The sequence below is a fragment of the Mesorhizobium sp. WSM4313 genome (assembly GCF_002294725.1).
Lineage (GTDB): Bacteria > Pseudomonadota > Alphaproteobacteria > Rhizobiales > Rhizobiaceae > Mesorhizobium.
Genome location: NZ_NSFT01000007.1, coordinates 93616 through 110873, shown reverse-complemented (window position 1 = coordinate 110873; position 17258 = coordinate 93616). Strand labels below are relative to the sequence as shown.

The window sequence follows — 17258 nt, the reverse complement described above, 5'->3', positions numbered from 1 at the left end:
TTGCAAACTACCTCAGGCCGAGCCGATAGCGGCCGGAATGGCAACTGGCAATCGCCGGATCATGCTGATAGAAGGCTCTCGTTTTCAAGCCCTGGCGCCTCCAAGCAGGGCAACAAGGACAAAGCGATGACGCGTTCGGCCGAAGTCAGCCGCAAGACCAAGGAAACCGAGATTTCGGTCTCCGTCGATGTCGACGGCAAGGGAAAATCCGACATTTCGACCGGCATCGGCTTCTTCGACCATATGCTTGACCAGCTGTCGCGGCATTCGCTTATCGACATGACGGTCAAGGCTAAGGGCGACCTGCATATCGACGACCACCACACGGTCGAGGACACCGGCATCGCGATCGGCCAGGCGCTGAGCAAGGCGCTGGGCGAACGGCGCGGCATCATGCGCTATGCCTCGATCGACCTTGCCATGGACGAGACGCTGACCAGGGCGGCGATCGACGTCTCGGGCCGGCCCTTCCTGGTCTGGAATGTGGGCTTCTCGTCGCCGAAGATCGGCACGTTCGACACTGAGCTGGTGCGCGAGTTCTTCCAGGCGCTATCGCAGAATGCCGGCATCACGCTGCATATGACCAACCATTACGGCGCCAACAACCATCATATCGCCGAAACCTGCTTCAAGGCGGTGGCGCGGGCGTTGCGCGCAGCGCTGGAGCCCGATCCGCGCCAGCCCGACGCGGTGCCTTCCACCAAGGGATCCCTGAAAGGATAGCCCTATGGCGATCTATGTCGTGATGGCGCCGCCGGCCGGCAACAAAGCCGAGGACGCAATTTTCGTGCGCGACAGCTTCACCTGGCTGGGTTTCCTGGTCGCGCCGCTCTGGCTCGCCTGGCACCGGATGTGGATCGAGGCGGCTCTGACCTTCATCGTCATGGCGATCCTGTCGGCGGCCGGCGAGAGACTCGGGCTCGAAGGGGCCGGATCGCTGCTGTCGCTGCTGGTCTCGCTCTATGTCGGCTTCGAAGGCCAGGGCCTGCGGATCGCCTCGCTGCGGCGGCGCGGCTGGCGCGAATGGGGCGTGATCGAGGCCGGCAATCTCGCCGATGCCGAGACGCGCCATGCGCTGGAAACCGACGTGGAGAGCGAGGAGCAGCCTCTGCCGCGCATCGTGCCGGATGCATCGCAGGCACGTCCGCCGCAGACAGGCATGGCGCTCGGCCTGACCCATACGCCTGGAAGGCCCTGACATGCGGGTGGCAATCATCGACTACGGCTCGGGCAATCTGCGCTCGGCCACCAAGGCCTTCGAGCGCGCCGCGCATGAAGCGGGCCTTGCCGCGACGATCGAGCTGACGGCCGACGCCGAGCGCGTGCGTTCCGCCGACCGCATCGTGCTGCCGGGCGTCGGCGCCTATGCCGACTGCGCCGCCGGCCTGCATGCGGTGTCGGGGATGTGGGAGGCGGTGGAAGAGGCCGCGCTTCGTAAGGGGCGGCCTTTCCTCGGTATCTGCGTCGGCATGCAGCTGATGTCGCAACGCGGGTTGGAGAAGACCGTCACCAATGGGCTCGGCTGGATCGCCGGCGACGTCAAGGAGATCACGCCGTCCGATCCGGCGCTGAAAATTCCGCAGATCGGCTGGAACACGATCGAACTCCAACGCAAGCACCCGCTGTTTTCCGGCATCGAGACCGGTCCGAAGGGGCTGCACGCCTATTTCGTCCATTCCTATCATCTGGACGCGAAGAATTCGGGCGAAGTGCTGGCGACGACCGATTATGGCGGCGCGGTGACGGCGGCCGTCGCCCGCGACAACCTTGCCGGCACGCAGTTCCACCCCGAGAAGAGCCAAGCGCTCGGCCTGGCCCTGATCACCAATTTCCTGAAGTGGAGGCCCTGACAATGAGCAAGAAGGGCTATTGGATGGCAATGATCGATGTCCGCGATCCGGATGTCTACAAGCAGTATATCGACGCGAATGCCGTCGCTTTCGCGAAATACGGCGCAAAGTTCCCGGTCCGCGCGGGACGCTACGAGAGTCCGGAAGGGCCGACCGGCAACCGTCACGTGCTGGTGGAGTTCGAGTCCTACGACAAGGCGATCGAATGCTATCATTCGCCTGAATATCAGCATGCCTCGAAGTTCCGGCTCGCCGCTTCGACCGGCCATTTCGTCATTGTCGAGGGCGCCTGACCGATGATCCTGTTTCCCGCCATCGACCTCAAGGACGGAAAGTGCGTGCGCCTGAAGCATGGCGACATGGCCACCGCCACCATCTACAACGACGATCCCGCCGCGCAGGCCAGGGCCTTCGAGGAGCAGGGTTTCGAGTGGCTGCATGTCGTCGACCTCAACGGCGCCTTCAAGGGCCAGAGCGTCAATAGCGCAGCGGTCGGTGCCATCCTGAAGGCTACGAAGAACCCGGTGCAGCTCGGCGGCGGCATCCGCACCTTGCCGCAGATCGAGGATTGGCTGGATCGCGGCCTGACGCGCGTTATCCTCGGCACCGTGGCGGTGCGCGAACCCGACCTGGTCAAGGAGGCCTGCAAGGCATTTCCAGGGAAAATAGCGGTCGGCATCGACGCCAAGGGCGGCAAGGTCGCGGTCGAAGGCTGGGCCGAGGCCTCCGAGCTCGGCGTCATCGAGCTCGCCAAGAAATTCGAGGGCGCGGGCGTGGCCGCCATCATCTACACCGACATCGACCGCGACGGCGTGCTTTCCGGCATCAACTGGGATTCGACCATCGACCTCGCCGAGGCCGTGTCGATTCCGGTGATCGCCTCCGGCGGCCTCGCCTCGATCGCCGACATCGTGCGCATGACCATGCCCGACGCGCAAAAACTCGAAGGCGCGATCTCCGGCCGCGCCCTGTATGACGGACGTATCGACCCAGCCGAGGCGCTGGCGATCCTGCGCGGCGAGCGGACGGGGGCAAGAGCGTGAACATTTCGATCATTCTGGCCTCCTATGACAGCGGCCATTTCCACGGCGGCTGCGGCCAGGGCCCGGACGCGCTGATTTCGGGCGGGCTGGCCGAGGCGCTGAAGCTCGCCGGCCACGATGTCGAGGTCAGCGACATCGGCAAGGTGGTCGAGGACGAAGCCGAGCGCGAGATCGGTACCGGATTTGCCGTCTGCAACGCCGTTTCAGGCGAAGTCCGCATGGCACTGGACAGGAAGCGGTTTCCGATCGTGCTGGCCGGCAACTGCCTGACCGCCGCCGGCGCCGTGGCCGGTGCCGGTGCCGACGCCATCATCTGGGCCGACCAGCACGGCGACCTCAACACGCCGGAAACCACCACAACGGGCTTTCTCGACGGCATGGCGCTGGCCACCGTGCTGGGCCTGTGCTGGCGATCGATAGCGGCGCATATCCCGGGCTTCAAGCCGCTCGATCCGTCGCGCTGCGTTCTGGTCAACGCGCGCGACCTCGACAGCGCGGAACAGGAACTGCTGGAAAAGCTGCCGATCATCCGGACCGAATGCCCGGACTGGAAGAGCGCGGCGCAAAGGCTGAAGGCCGACGGCGCGCGCCAGGTTCACATGCATGTCGACCTTGACGTGCATGACCCCGAGAAGCTGCAGGCCAATCGCTACACCACGCCCAGCGGTCCGGCTCCCGAGCAGCTGCGCACCGCCATGTGCGGCCTCGCCGGGCCGCTCGCCATCGCCGGGCTCACCATCTCCGCCTACGATCCGGCCTTCGACCCCAAGGGCGACGTGCCGCCGCTGGTCGGCGCGCTGGTGGTCGATCTGCTCTCGACGCTGGAGCGCAAGTGATGCTCAAGGCCCGCGTCATCCCCTGCCTCGACGTCAAGAACGGCCGCGTGGTCAAGGGCGTGAACTTCGTCGACCTCGTCGATGCCGGCGACCCGGTCGAGGCCGCCAAGGCTTATGATGCCGCAGGCGCCGACGAGCTCTGCTTCCTCGACATCACCGCCTCGTCCGACAATCGCGAGACGATCTTCGACGTGGTTGCCCGAACTGCCGAGCAGTGCTTCATGCCGCTCACCGTCGGCGGCGGCGTGCGCCAGGTGGCCGACATCCGCAAGCTGCTCCTGGCCGGCGCCGACAAGGTGTCGATCAACACGGCGGCGGTGAAGAACCCGGATTTCGTCGCGGAAGCCGCCGATAAATTTGGCAACCAGTGCATCGTCGTGGCGATCGACGCCAAGAAGGTATCGACGCAAGGCGAGACCGACCGCTGGGAGATCTTTACCCATGGCGGACGCGAGAAGACCGGCATCGACGCGGTCGAATTCGCGCAGCGCATGGTCGAGCGCGGCGCCGGCGAGATTCTTTTGACCTCGATGGACCGCGACGGCACCAAGGCCGGTTACGATATTGCGCTCACCCGCGCGATTGCCGACGCCGTGCGTGTGCCGGTGATCGCTTCCGGCGGCGTCGGAACACTCGATCACCTGGTCGAAGGCATCCGCGACGGCCATGCGGGCGCGGTGCTCGCCGCCTCGATCTTCCATTTCGGCACCTACACCATTGCCGAAGCCAAGACGCATATGGCCAGGGCCGGCCTGCCGATGCGGCTGGACTCGGCCGCCCATCGGACTTAAACCGCTGCTATGGCTCAATTTTCGCTCGCCGAGCTGGAAACGATCATCCATCAGCGCGCCCATTCCGGCGACGCCGACTCATGGACGGCGAAGCTGTTCGCCAAAGGCATCGACAAGGCGGCGCAGAAGCTCGGAGAGGAAGCCGTCGAGACGGTGATTGCCGCCGTCAAGGGGGACAAGAAAGCCGTCGTTTCGGAAAGCGCCGATCTTATATATCATTGGCTGGTCGTCCTTGGCATCGCGGGCATTCCGCTTGACGAGGTGCTGAAGGAGCTTGAGGGCCGAACCAGCCGCTCGGGTACCGCCGAAAAGGCGTCCCGGCCCCAGGGCTGATCGAAAGAGAGAGCATGATGTCGCCCGAAAACGGCTTCGCACTTTTCGGCGGCACGCTCTAGGAGGGCAGGAAACCCGATGGACCAGCTGGCTCCGACCGAGAAGTATTCCCCCTATCGATTCTTCTCCGCCGAGCAATGGTCGCAGTTTCGCGCCGACACGCCGCTGACGCTGACCGGGGACGAGATCGACCGGCTGCGCTCGCTCAACGACCCGGTCGACCTCGAAGAGGTCAAGCGCATCTACCTCTCGCTGTCCCGGCTGCTTTCGGCCCATGTCGAGGCAAGCCAGCTGCTGTTTCGGCAGCGCCAGGCCTTTTTCAACGCGCAGGACGTCGTCAAGACACCCTTCATCATCGGCATTGCCGGCTCGGTCGCGGTCGGCAAGTCGACCACGGCGCGCGTGCTGAAGGAACTTCTGGCGCGCTGGCCGTCGAGCCCGAAAGTCGACCTCATCACCACCGACGGCTTCCTGTTGCCCAACGAGATCCTGCGCCGCGAGAACCTGATGGAGCGCAAGGGGTTCCCCGAGAGCTACGACGTCGGCGCGCTGCTGAGATTCCTGTCCGGCATCAAGTCGGCGCAAAGCAGCGTCAGCGCGCCGGTCTATTCGCACCTGACCTACGACGTGATCCCCGGCGAGTTCGTCACCATCGACCGGCCGGACATACTGATCTTCGAAGGCATCAACGTGCTGCAGCCGGGCAAGCTGCCGAAGGATGGCAAGATCGTGCCGTTCCTGTCCGACTTCTTCGATTTCGCCATCTATATCGATGCCGACGAGAAGCTGATCCATCAATGGTACATCCAGCGTTTCATGCGGCTGCGCGAAACCGCCTTCCGCAATCCGGATTCCTTCTTCCACCGCTATTCGCAGCTCTCCGAGGATGCCGCGCGGGCCATCGCCGAGGGGCTGTGGGCCAACATCAACCTGAAGAACCTGCGCGAGAACATTCTGCCGACCAGGGCGCGGGCCGACCTCATCCTGCGCAAGGGCACCAACCACCTGATCGAGGAAGTGGCGTTAAGGAAATTGTGACCCCTTAACGGCGCCTTAGGCAATCCCGACTAGCGTTGCCAGCCAAACTCCAGCGGGTGTCGGGAGGCAACCGGTGATCAATGCGGGCAATGCCGCGGGACGCGAGCCCCCGGTCTATTCACTGGTCATTCCGGGCTTCAATGCAGAGGCGGCGCTGCCGCTACTTGTCCGGCGGGATGAGCCTAACTCGACAAGCTCGACGCCAGCGCCGGAGCAGCGTTTTCCTATTGCGGGCATCGCTGCGTGACGTTCATGCCTGACGGTGCGCTTGGCGTCGAAATCTTCCGCTTCGCCTGTGCAACCGGGGCCGGATTCCTCCTCTCCGTTGGGCTGGCCGCAATTCTCACCGATCTCGCCGGATACCTGTCATCGGCGCCGGTGGCGCTGGCTTCCATTCTAGTGCCGGTTCTGAACTTCGAAGTCTTACGCAAGTTTGTCTTCGGCGCTCCCATGGGCGCCAACGGCCCCCTCTGCCCCGAAGGAGAGAGCCGATGACCGCCGTGCTCGACAGACCGACAGCAGACGCGCCGATCGGCGAAGCGCGCAATACGTGGGCATGGACCGTGATCCTTTGCGTGCTGGTCCTGGCGGCCGCCATTCCCTGGCAGATGCGATGGGGCGTCATACCAGACACAAGTTGGGTGATCACGCTGTGCGAGAAGATGCTTGCCGGATCACGGCTCTATGTCGACGTGTTCGAAGTCAATCCGCCTTTCACGCCTTGGATGTTCATGCCGGTCGTGGCACTGGCGCACAAGGTCGGCATGTCGCCGGAGGTGGCGGTTCATGCCTACAGCTATGCGATTTGCCTGGCAGGATTGGCGTTTGCCGGGCTGATCGCCAGACAGGCCGGTCTTGCCGAGAACCGCGCGCTGTTTCAAATGTTGCCGCTGTTCCTGGCCCTGCTCGTCATCTTCCCGGGCAATGCTTTCACCGAACGGGAGCAACTGGGGATCGCGTTGTTTTTGCCGATGCTGGTGCTGACGGCGTGGCGCGCGGCGCCTATCGAAGGACGCGTGCCGAGTATCCTGACGGCGGTTCTTGCCGGGCTTAGCGGCAGCGTGCTGGTTCTGGTGAAGCCCTACTATGCACTGGTCGTGCTCGTTCCGGCGTTATACGCGGCCTGGAGCCGCCGGTCGATTCGGATGCTTTTCGCCGTCGAGAACTGGGCGATCGGCCTGGTCTGCGTCGCCTATGTCGTTGCCGTCCAGTATTTCCATCCGGAATTCCTGAGCGTCGTCTATCCGATGCTGGCCGACACCTATATGCGGATGCAGAAGATGCAGGCGCTGCTGGAGATCTATGTGCCGATCTATGTGGTCGCTCTTGCCGCGCTATATCTTCTTAGACCGGGATTGCCTTTGTCGCCACTGGTCACCGTGTTCACGCTTGCTTCGCTGGCTGCGACCGTGCCGCTGATCTACCAGGCAAAAGGCTGGCCCTATCACGCGTTTCCGGCCTTCAGTCTGATTCTGGCGGCCCTCCTGCTGAGGATGGCGCAAGCTGCCCCGGCGACATACAAGTCGCCGGGCACGGCAATGGAACTGGTGCTCAAGGTGCTGCTGGCTGTCATCATTGCCGCCGCCGCCATCCCGTTCATGCAGACACAGAAGCTCAGTGCAGAGTTTGTCGCCAAGCTTAAGGCCGCTGCTCCTCAGCCGACCGTCGCGCTAGTCGGCGCCGACATCTCGGGAGGCCATCCTCTTACCCGCATGCTCGGCGGGACATGGATTTCACGCCATTGCAACGACTGGCTGGGTGAATCAGCGCGTTATCTTTCGGGCATCGCAAGCCGGAACGGCGACCAGGAGGCGGCGTCCCACTACCGGCAGATCGCCGATCGCTACATCGAGAGCAAGATCGCCGAACTCGAGACCCAGAAGCCTGCCATGATAATCGTCGAGAAAAAGGACAGGGACTGGAATGCGGAGCTTGCCCAGTGGCAAGACTACACCAACTTCCTGCGACGCTATCAGCAGATTGCCGAGGATGACGAAGTGCGGGTGTTGCTGCGCAATGCAGGAACTGCCCAGGCAGAGTGATCCGCAGCCGTCCTTTTCGGGAGAGGTCGCGAGGAAATTTTGAACGGTGGCTGCCGGTTAAAGCGCGCTTAACTGCCGGTCCGTTAGAAACTAAGCCACAAACGCTGTACTGCTATTGAGGCTCCCGGCATGGATGCGCCATTGGTTGCTTCAGGCGAGCAGGCCGATCTGCGGCCCCGTCAGGCCGGAACTGCATTTCGCCTTGGTCTGCCGGCTGCCGCAACATTGTTGATCGCTCTCTATGCGATCGTCGTCTCGCGCCTCTTGCCGGGCAATGTCGACGTATCGTGGCTGCTGACCGTCGGCGACCGCGTGCTGAGCGGCGAACGCCTTTATGTCGACGTCGCCGAGGCCAATCCGCCCTTTTCCACCTGGCTCTATCTGCCATTCCTGATTCTTGAGCGGTTGACCGGGTTTTCGGCGGAGCTCTGGGTGGGGCTCGGCATGGTAGAGCTGGCAATCGGTTCGGTCTGGCTTTCAGCTCGAATCCTCGTACGTGCCGACCAAACGCTGACGCGATTCGTCTGGGCAGTTCCGGTCCTGGTGTTTCTTCTGCTTGCGCTGTCGCCGGCGGATTTCGGCCAGCGCGAACAAATCGCAGTCATCTGCCTTTTGCCTTGGCTGGCGCTGCTTGCGGCACGCGACCGGACAGCGGATTTCCGCGCCGGCAGCACGGCCGAGCGGCTTGCCGCCGGGATTGGCGCCGCGATTTTCGTCATGATCAAACCGCCCTTCAGCGTGCTGGCGCTGGCTGCGCCGGTGCTGGTCCTTGCCGCGCAGCGACGCTCGGCGCGGCCTCTGCTGACGACCGAGAATGTGTTCGGCGCTGTTTTGACCGTCGCCTATCTGGTCGTGCTTGTGGTTTTCATGCAGCCCTTCTTCACCGATGTCCTGCCTTTGCTGCGCGAGGTCTATCTGCCGATGCGCTTGCCGGTCGTCGACATGTTGATGCTCTTGCCGGTGAAGATTTTCGTGGCCATGGCCGCGGCAACGTTGGCCATGGCCTACCCTGACCGGCCCGATCGCGATGCGAAGATTCTGCTGCTGGCAGGTGTTGGCTATGTCCCTGGGTTTGTCGTCTTGGGCAAAGGCTGGACCTATCAGGCGATGCCGTTCCTGACGCTCGGCATGTTGGCCTTTGTGCTCCAGTTTATCCGCGTGCGGCCACAGCGCGACCTGCCTGTGCTGGCAAGGGCGGGTGTCGGGTTCGGTCTGCTTTTGCTCGTAACGACCGTCGCGCCACGGCAAGGCCTGGCATTCGTCGAACCGCGTGGCGATCTCGACGCGGCGACGGCCGCCATCAACCGGATCGCCGATCACCCAACCTTAATATCGATCGGCTCGGCGCTGCAGATCGGCAATCCGCTCGTCCGGATGACCGGCGCTCGCATGGTTGGGCGCCACCCGTCCGGCTGGATGGTCAATGATGCCCAGGTCCTGATCGAGTCTGGGCCGGATATCGCGACCCGCCTCAGGCTCGAAGCCTTGCGCGCGGATTACACGCAGGCGATCGCCAGTGAGTTGGCCACGAAACGGCCGGATATCGTTGCCGATGACGGAACCGCAGGACCGGACGTACCGATAAAGCTCCATCTGACGCAGCCGCACGCAACGGCGCCGTTGCGTGACAGCCCTTTGATCGCAAAGGCTTTGCAGGACTATCGTCTGCTCTATCAGAACGCCTCCGTAACCCTGTTCATCCGCAGCGATATCGCCGAACGCAATTAGGGCGGCACTGGCTTATCGAGATCAATTGGCGCTTAAAGGATATCTCCTTTCTGGCTGCCCTGGCGGGACTGATGCTGGCCGGCGCGGGGGTGCGCCGCCCGTTTCAGGGAAGGACCGGCGCTTCTCGCGCTTGCCCGCGCCGCCTATGCGATGCCGGTGCTGTTTCCCGGCAATGTTTCAGCGAGCGTGAGCATATCGGCGTCGTGCTTTTCCTGCCGCTGATGTCATTGATGGCGTGGTGCGCGCGGGGCGAGGTACGGGTGCGACAGCGCAACGCAGGAATTAGCCAGGCACGAGGACCCGCGACTGCCTCAAATTGACATGGCCGTCATTCTTCATACTTCCTGCGGCGAACGGAAGGCTGCGGCAAAGCCGCCGAGCCTATCGCTGCGCACGTATCTTGGAATTGTTTCAAGCTAGGGACGGTTCTCCCGAGAGTTCAGCCTTCCGGCCTCTCGTCCATATCGAATGCAGCATCCACGCGGCAAGAAACAGCGGGATCAGGACAGCGACGCAATATCCGCCCCAGGTGAAAAAATTCACGACGAAAGGCGCGAGCCAGCAAATCGCCAGGATCAGCCGAGGCGGCCTGGAAACCATCGCGGCGAGCATCGCCACCGCTACGGCCACACCGATCGTGTCGTAGGTGTAGCCATAGGGCGTGGCCAGGATTGCGAGGACAGCGGTAAGCACCACGCGTTCCTGATGCGAGACCACGCGGCCCGGCCGCCAGAGCCAGATCGCCGCGGCGATGGAAGCGATGGTCGCGACCGCCTGCACGCCATAGGCGGAGGTCACCCCGGCGCCGAAAACTCTCGCCGTGAAGAACACCGTTATCGCGTTGTACTGATAGGGCTGCGGATAAGGCGCCTCCATGATCGCCGTCATCAAGGGGCGGGTTTCGGTCAGGAATAGGCGCCAGACATCGAAGCCAAAGAACAGGCCGGTGGCGAGGGCGATCACGACGCTGGTGCCGATCGCCGCGAGAACGGCGCGCCAGTTGCCGCTGGCGAGCAGGCAGAAGGGCACGAGAATGCCGAGATGCGGTTTGATCGTCAGCAGGCCGAACAGGATTCCGGCCAGCAGCGGACGCCTTGGCGCCACGGCGAGGCCTCCGATCAACAGCGCGGCGGTCAGCGCGCCGTTCTGGCCGAACAAGGAGTTCCAGATAACCGCCGGGCTCAAGACAATCGCCAGTTCCACGGCCGCTCCGAGCTTCAGCGGCCGGACAGCCAGCCACAGGCACAGCACGGTCCCGAACGTCCAGATCAGATAGGCGGGCAGAATCGGCAAGGTGGCAAGCGGAACGCCGAGCAGGAGGATGTTCGGCGGATAGCTCCATTCCTGATTTGGAAGGTCGGGTGAGAACATCGCGCGCAGCGCCGCGCGGTAGGCCTCCACGTCGAAGAGAACGGCAACGTGGCCCTCGATGGCCATGCGCGAACCTGCCCAGAGGTTGGTGAAATCCCAGTAGGGGAGCCTGTGCGACAGCGCGGAAAAGCCTCGGCTGTCCAAGGTCCACAGAAAGCTCAGGTAGAACCAAGTCATCCATGCGGCGATGATCGACACGACCGTGACAATGGCCACGTCCAAAAGGCTTCTGGTCCTGATCCAATCCGGTTGCATGGCGATCTCGGTTATAGCAACCGCGATTGTAGCCCAGGTGTCCTTAAGATCGTCTTGCCCCAATATGCTCAGCCAGGCACCGTCACCCGCCGCAGCGTCAGATTGATGCGGCCGCCGTTCTTCAGCAGCGCCGATGTCGCCGGATAGATGCGGTCGACACCGTGGAAGGCGAGGCGGCCTTCGCCGCCAAGCACGACGACGTCGCCGCTCTTCAGCCTGAACGACTTGGTGCCGCCATCGCGCCTGTCCTGGCCGACCCGGAACAGGCAGTCGTCGCCTAGCGAGACCGACACCACGGGCGCGGCGAAATCCTGTTCGTCGCGGTCCTGATGCAGGCCCATTTTGGCATCCGCCGAATAGAAGTTGACCAGGCATGCCTCGGGCGGATGCGGATAGGCCGAGACCTCGCGCCATAATTCCAGCAGGGCTTCCGGGATCGCCGGCCAGGGCTCGCCAGTCACCGGATGCGTCGGCTGGTAACGATAGCCGCGCTCCTTGTCGGTCACCCAGCCAAGCGCGCCGCAATTGGTCATGCGCACGCTCATCTCCTTGCCGGTGCGCGGCATGGCCGGCACGTAGAGGGGTGCGGCCTGCACGACGCGCCTGACCTCCTCGACCAGCGCTTCCTGGGCCGGGCGCGGGAGGTAGCCCGGCATATGGCGGACGCCTTTGGGCAAAACGAGCATGGATCGATCCGTTGCTCCCTAGAGCCGGATGGTTTCGGGTCTGTTCGACATGAAATCTGAATCCGTCTCTAAATCAGAGGGATAGGGCATGATGTCCCGAAAACCGCTTCACACTGTTCGGCATCATGCCCCAAGCCATGCCATCCTTCAAAGAAGGCGGCGACCCGAAACCAGCGGCTTTGGCCGGATCAGTCGCTTTCCACCCGACCGCGCAGCTTCTTCACCGTCGACCGGCCTGCCTTGCTCTTCAGGCGGCGCTCCACAGCGCCTTTGGACGGCCTGGTCTTCTTGCGCGGCGGAGGCGGCGGCTCGGCCGCCTTGGCGATCAATGCAGTCAGCCGCGCCCGCGCGTCAGCGCGGTTCTGCTCCTGGGTGCGGAAGCGGCCTGCCTCGATGACGATGACGCCGTCCTTGGTGGCGCGCTGGCCGGCCAGCTTGATGGCGCGCTCGCGCACGCGCTCGGACAGGCCGGACGCGTTCGCCGCGTCGAAGCGCAGCTGCACGGCGGTGGCCACCTTGTTGACGTTCTGGCCGCCCGGACCCGACGAGCGGATGAAGTCCTCATGCAGGTCGCCAGGACGGATGACCGCTTCGCCGGAGATGATGATATCGTCGTCGCTTGCCATGGACGCACTCATGACGCGACGGCGGCAAAAAGAAAAGGCCCGGCGCGAGCCAGGCCCTGGAGGAAGAAATTAGCAGTGACTGCTATTCAGCCGCTTCCTGCATCCTCGGCGCCGCGCCGAGGATGGTCGCGTCGACATGGCGTTCGAACTTCTCGAAATTGACGGCGAACATGTTGACCAGCTTCGCGGCCTGGCGGTCGTAACCGGCCTTGTCCGCCCAGGTCGAGCGGGGGTCGAGAATGGCGCCGTCGACACCCGGGACCGCCACCGGCACCTCAAAGCCGAAATTGGCGTCGGTGCGGAACTCGGCCGACTTCAGCGAACCGTCGAGCGCGGCGCCCAGTAAGGCGCGCGTCACCTTGATCGGCATGCGGCGCCCGGTGCCGTAGGCGCCGCCGGTCCAGCCGGTGTTGACCAGCCAGCAGTCGACGCCATGGCCGGCGATCAGCTCGCGCAGCAGATTGCCGTATTCGGATGGATGGCGCGGCATGAACGGGGCGCCGAAGCAGGTCGAGAACGTCGCCTCCGGCTCGGTGACGCCCTTTTCCGTGCCGGCAACCTTGGCGGTATAGCCCGACAGGAAATGGTACATCGCCTGCGCCGGCGTCAGCCTGGCGATCGGCGGCATCACGCCGAAGGCGTCTGCGGTCAGCATGATGATGTTCTTCGGATGCCCGGCGCGGCCGGTCTTCGAGGCATTGGGGATGAAATCCAGCGGATAGGCGCAGCGCGTGTTCTCGGTCAGGCTGCCATCGTTGAAATCCGGAACGCGGCCGGCGTCGAGCACCACGTTCTCCAGCACCGTGCCGAAGCGCTGCGTGGTGGCGAAGATCTCCGGTTCGGCCTCCGCCGACAGCCTGATCGTCTTGGCGTAGCAGCCGCCCTCGAAATTGAAGATGCCCTGCGGGCCCCAGCCATGCTCGTCGTCGCCGATCAGCGTGCGCGACGGGTCGGCCGACAGCGTCGTCTTGCCGGTGCCGGACAGGCCGAAGAAGACGGCTGCGTCGCCGTCCGCACCTTCATTGGCGGAACAGTGCATCGGCATCACGCCCCTTGCCGGCAGCAGATAGTTCAGCACGGTGAAAACCGACTTCTTCATCTCGCCGGCATAGGAGGTGCCGCCGATCAGAACGATCTTGCGGGTGAGGTCGACCGCGATCACCGTTTCGGTGCGGGTGCCGTGACGGGCCGGATCGGCGCGGAAGGAGGGCAGGTCGATGATCGTAAGCTGCGGCACGAAACGCTCGATCTCCGCGGCTTCGGGACGGATCAAAAGATTGCGGATGAACAGCGAGTGCCAGGCGAATTCGGTGATGACCCGGGTCGGCAGCTTCAGATTGGCGTCGGCGCCGCCGACGAGGTCCTGCACGTAGAGGTCCTTGCCGGCTGCATGTGCCTTGAAATCCGCCAGCAGCGCTTCGAACTCACCCGGCGAGATCGCCTTGTTGTTGTCCCACCAGACCTGGCCGCCGGTCGCCTCGTCGCGCACGACGAATTTATCCCTCGGCGAACGCCCGGTGTGCTGGCCGGTCTCGGCGACCAACGCGCCCTGCGCGGTCAACCTCGCCTCGCCGCGCCGGATCGCTTCCTCGTAGAGTTCGGCCGCGCCGAAATTATAGCGTACCATGCCCATTGTCTTCAGGCCGATCGCGTCGATGGCGCAGTCGGGGTTGCGTTTGCCGGCTTCCGACATCAAATTTCCTCTCTGGATTTGGCCGCATCTGACGGGTTACTTCCCTGAGCCCGCGCTGGGGCCGTCAGGTTCAGAACCAGAAAAGCCGAATGATATCAAATCATTAATCGATTTAAAAAATTTGAAAGTTGTTTAAATCGTTTATATGTGCAAAAAACGTAGAGGTTGCCCAAAGGATTGGCAGGCTCGGTTCGTCCAATCCCACTATGGGTGCGATGGCGTGTGACGGCAGGCCGCCCGTGACTTCGGACAAGGCCCGTGCCACATTTTGTACCCAATTTGTCCTGCAAAAGCCCCTTCTCGACGACAGAAGGGACAGCTCATGAGGGAGCCGCTTGAAATGGCAACAATCGCGCTTGTCGATGACGACCGAAACATTCTGACCTCGGTGTCGATCGCGCTCGAATCCGAGGGCTATCGGGTCGAAACCTACACCGATGGCGCGTCGGCGCTGGAAGGCCTGGCGGCACGGCCGCCGAACCTCGCCATCCTCGACATCAAGATGCCGCGCATGGACGGCATGGAGCTGTTGCGCCGCATGCGCCAGAAGTCGGATCTCCCGGTCATCTTCCTGACGTCGAAGGACGACGAGATCGACGAGTTGTTCGGCCTCAAGATGGGCGCCGACGACTTCATCCGCAAACCGTTCTCGCAGCGCCTGCTTGTCGAGCGCGTGCGCGCAGTGCTGCGCCGCACCAGCGCCCGCGAGGCGGCGGCCAAGGCGCCCAGCCAGCAGGCCCGCTCGCTCGAACGCGGCCAGCTGGTGATGGACCAGGAGCGGCACACCTGCACCTGGAAGGGCGAGCCGGTGACGCTGACGGTGACCGAATTCCTCATCCTGCATTCGCTGGCGCAGCGCCCCGGTGTGGTAAAAAGCCGTGATGCGCTGATGGATTCAGCCTATGATGAACAGGTCTATGTCGACGACCGCACCATCGACAGCCACATCAAGCGGCTGCGCAAGAAGTTCAAGGCCGTCGACGACGACTTCGAGATGATCGAAACCCTTTACGGAGTCGGGTACCGGTTCCGGGAAGCGTAAGATAGGCAGTAGGGAATAGTCAGTAGTCAGTTTTGAATGATGCGGGCGGCCACCCATAGCCGAAGTCAGCCAACCACTTCCCTACTGCCTACTCACTACTCACTAACTAAACAGGGCCTGCTATTCGATGGCAGTGGAAGTAGAGCGAGGCAGACGGGCGGGCGCGGCAAGGCGTCCGCCGCGGATCGTGCCCGCCTTCGTTTCGAAAATCACGGTGCCGATGCGCCGGTTTCTCGGCCATCACATCTTCTCCAGCCTGACGCGGCGCATCCTGTTCCTCAACCTGGCCGGCCTCGCCGTGCTGGTCACCGGCATCCTTTACCTGAACACCTTTCGCGACGGGCTGATCGACGCGCGCGTCGAAAGCCTGATGACGCAGGGCGAGATCATCGCCGGCGCCATCGCGGCTTCGGCGACCGTCGAGACCGATTCGATCAGCATCGATCCGGAAAAGCTGCTGGAGCTGCAGGCGGGCGAAAGCCTGGGGCCGGGGTCGGACCAGCTCGACAACCTCGATTTCCCGATCAATCCCGAGCGCGTCGCGCCGGTGCTGCGACGCTTGATCTCGCCGACGCGCACCCGCGCCCGCATCTATGACCGCGACGCCAACCTGCTGCTCGATTCGCGGCATCTTTATTCGCGCGGCCAGATCCTGCGCTACGACCTGCCGCCCGTCGACGAGGAGCAGCCGGGCGTCGTGGAGCGAGTGGAGAAGTTCATCTTCGACTTCTTCCGCAACAAGGACCTGCCGGTCTACCACGAGCAGCCCGGCGGCAACGGAGCGGCCTTTCCCGAAGTGGTCAAGGCGCTGACCGGCAGCCCTTCGACCATCGTGCGGGTGAGCGAGCAGGGCGAACAGATCGTCTCCGTCGCGGTGCCGATCCAGCGCTTCCGCGCTGTGCTCGGCGTCTTGATGCTGTCCACCGAAGGCGGCGACATAGACAAGATCGTCGCGGCCGAGCGCAAGGCGATCCTGCGCGTGTTCGGGGTGGCGGCGCTCGTCACCGCGATCCTGTCGATGCTGCTCGCCTCCACCATCGCCAATCCGTTGCGCCGGCTTTCAGCCGCCGCCGTCAGGGTGCGGCGCGGCGTCAAGAGCCGCGAGGAAATCCCCGACTTTTCCGATCGTCAGGACGAGATCGGCAATTTGTCCATTGCCGTGCGCGATATGACGAATGCGCTGTACGCGAGAATCGAAGCGATCGAAAGTTTCGCGGCCGACGTGTCGCATGAGTTGAAGAACCCGCTGACGTCGCTGCGCAGCGCCGTGGAAACACTGCCTTTGGCGAAAAACGATGCTTCTCGCGCGCGCCTGATGGAGATCATCCAGCACGACGTGAGGCGGCTCGACCGCTTGATCACCGATATCTCGGATGCGTCCCGCCTCGATGCCGAGCTGGCGCGCGACGATGCCGCGACCGTCGACCTGAAGAAGTTCATCACCGACCTCATCGCCGTCTCGCGCGAGACGACGCGCAACAAGAAGGCCGTCGAGATCGACCTCAAGGTCGCCAAGCTGCCGGCCGGCGCCAAAGGCTATTTCGTCGTCGGCCATGACCTCAGGATCGGCCAGGTCATCACCAACCTGATCGAGAACGCGCGTTCCTTCGTGCCCGACGAGCATGGCCACATCGCGATCTCGTTGGCGCGCGCCGGCAAGTTCAACATCATCACCGTCGACGACAACGGCCCGGGTATCCGGGCCGAGAAGATCGACCGCATCTTCGAGCGCTTCTATACCGACCGGCCGGCCGGCGAGGCGTTCGGCCAGAACTCCGGCCTCGGGCTGTCGATCAGCCGCCAAATCGTCGAGGCACATGGCGGCACGCTGACGGCCGAGAACATCCCCGGCACCAAGCCCGGCGAGATCAAGGGCGCGCGTTTCGTGGTGACGCTGCCGGCGGAAGGCTGATCGCCGAATCGA

Annotated in this window: 17 protein-coding genes and 1 pseudogene; 14 read left to right on the top strand and 4 right to left on the bottom strand. The window is 63.6% G+C overall.

Annotation, left to right across the window (positions count from 1 at the left end; genetic code table 11):
• The first annotated feature begins 126 nt into the window (after positions 1–126).
• The 12 genes and pseudogenes from hisB (at position 127) to CK219_RS17555 (ending at position 9661) form a co-directional block, all read left to right on the top strand.
• A complete protein-coding gene (gene hisB / locus CK219_RS17610) occupies positions 127–723 on the top strand; it encodes an imidazoleglycerol-phosphate dehydratase HisB (protein ID WP_095768015.1) in 597 nt (198 codons plus the stop codon).
• Positions 724–727: 4 nt separating this feature from the next.
• Positions 728–1198, top strand: coding sequence for a DUF2628 domain-containing protein (locus CK219_RS17605; RefSeq protein ID WP_095768014.1), 471 nt, complete (start codon positions 728–730; stop codon positions 1196–1198).
• A gap of 1 nt (position 1199) precedes the next feature.
• Positions 1200–1850, top strand: coding sequence for an imidazole glycerol phosphate synthase subunit HisH (hisH, locus tag CK219_RS17600; protein WP_095768013.1), 651 nt, complete (start codon positions 1200–1202; stop codon positions 1848–1850).
• A gap of 2 nt (positions 1851–1852) precedes the next feature.
• Positions 1853–2143: a DUF1330 domain-containing protein gene (locus tag CK219_RS17595; RefSeq protein WP_095768012.1), complete on the top strand. Its 291-nt coding sequence runs from the start codon at positions 1853–1855 to the stop codon at positions 2141–2143.
• A 3-nt stretch (positions 2144–2146) separates the two neighbouring features.
• Complete coding sequence (gene hisA, locus CK219_RS17590; RefSeq protein WP_095768011.1) at positions 2147–2893, top strand: 1-(5-phosphoribosyl)-5-[(5-phosphoribosylamino)methylideneamino]imidazole-4-carboxamide isomerase; 747 nt, start codon at positions 2147–2149, stop codon at positions 2891–2893.
• Positions 2890–3729 (top strand): arginase family protein, encoded by an 840-nt coding sequence (locus CK219_RS17585; RefSeq protein ID WP_095768010.1) that lies wholly within the window; start codon positions 2890–2892, stop codon positions 3727–3729. Before hisA ends, CK219_RS17585 begins: the two co-directional genes overlap by 4 nt.
• Positions 3729–4520 carry an imidazole glycerol phosphate synthase subunit HisF gene (hisF, locus tag CK219_RS17580; RefSeq protein WP_095768009.1) on the top strand — a complete coding sequence of 264 codons (792 nt, stop codon included), beginning with the start codon at positions 3729–3731 and terminating at the stop codon, positions 4518–4520. Before CK219_RS17585 ends, hisF begins: the two co-directional genes overlap by 1 nt.
• Before the next feature lie 9 nt (positions 4521–4529).
• The gene (locus tag CK219_RS17575) at positions 4530–4853 is read left to right on the top strand and encodes a phosphoribosyl-ATP diphosphatase (protein ID WP_095768008.1); all 324 of its coding nucleotides are present in this window, start codon (positions 4530–4532) and stop codon (positions 4851–4853) included.
• 78 nt (positions 4854–4931) lie between these two features.
• The gene (gene coaA / locus CK219_RS17570) at positions 4932–5891 is read left to right on the top strand and encodes a type I pantothenate kinase (protein ID WP_095768007.1); all 960 of its coding nucleotides are present in this window, start codon (positions 4932–4934) and stop codon (positions 5889–5891) included.
• Between the two features lie 219 nt (positions 5892–6110).
• Positions 6111–6386: pseudogene (locus tag CK219_RS17565) on the top strand (GtrA family protein); the annotation flags it as partial.
• A complete protein-coding gene (locus CK219_RS17560) occupies positions 6383–7933 on the top strand; it encodes a hypothetical protein (protein WP_095768005.1) in 1551 nt (516 codons plus the stop codon). The pseudogene CK219_RS17565 and the gene CK219_RS17560, both read left to right, overlap by 4 nt.
• A gap of 228 nt (positions 7934–8161) precedes the next feature.
• Positions 8162–9661, top strand: coding sequence for a hypothetical protein (locus tag CK219_RS17555; RefSeq protein ID WP_141245372.1), 1500 nt, complete (start codon positions 8162–8164; stop codon positions 9659–9661).
• A 411-nt stretch (positions 9662–10072) separates the two neighbouring features.
• On the opposite strand, the gene CK219_RS17550 is transcribed toward CK219_RS17555, so the two are convergent.
• The 4 genes from CK219_RS17550 to CK219_RS17535 all read right to left on the bottom strand — a co-directional run bounded on the left by CK219_RS17550 (position 10073) and on the right by CK219_RS17535 (position 14292).
• A complete protein-coding gene (locus CK219_RS17550) occupies positions 10073–11248 on the bottom strand; it encodes a glycosyltransferase family 87 protein (protein WP_176477053.1) in 1176 nt (391 codons plus the stop codon).
• Between the two features lie 107 nt (positions 11249–11355).
• Entirely contained in the window at positions 11356–11973 is a 618-nt protein-coding gene (locus CK219_RS17545) for an alpha-ketoglutarate-dependent dioxygenase AlkB (protein WP_095768002.1), read from the bottom strand.
• A gap of 188 nt (positions 11974–12161) precedes the next feature.
• Positions 12162–12599, bottom strand: a complete 438-nt coding sequence (arfB, locus tag CK219_RS17540; RefSeq protein ID WP_095768001.1) for an alternative ribosome rescue aminoacyl-tRNA hydrolase ArfB — start codon at positions 12597–12599, stop codon at positions 12162–12164.
• Between the two features lie 82 nt (positions 12600–12681).
• The gene (locus CK219_RS17535; RefSeq protein WP_095768000.1) at positions 12682–14292 is read right to left on the bottom strand and encodes a phosphoenolpyruvate carboxykinase; all 1611 of its coding nucleotides are present in this window, start codon (positions 14290–14292) and stop codon (positions 12682–12684) included.
• A 340-nt stretch (positions 14293–14632) separates the two neighbouring features.
• Here CK219_RS17535 and CK219_RS17530 point away from each other — a divergent pair, with 340 nt between their 5' ends.
• The gene (locus CK219_RS17530) at positions 14633–15334 is read left to right on the top strand and encodes a response regulator transcription factor (RefSeq protein ID WP_006201274.1); all 702 of its coding nucleotides are present in this window, start codon (positions 14633–14635) and stop codon (positions 15332–15334) included.
• A gap of 127 nt (positions 15335–15461) precedes the next feature.
• Positions 15462–17246, top strand: coding sequence for a sensor histidine kinase (locus tag CK219_RS17525; RefSeq protein WP_095767999.1), 1785 nt, complete (start codon positions 15462–15464; stop codon positions 17244–17246).
• The last annotated feature ends 12 nt before the right edge of the window (positions 17247–17258 follow it).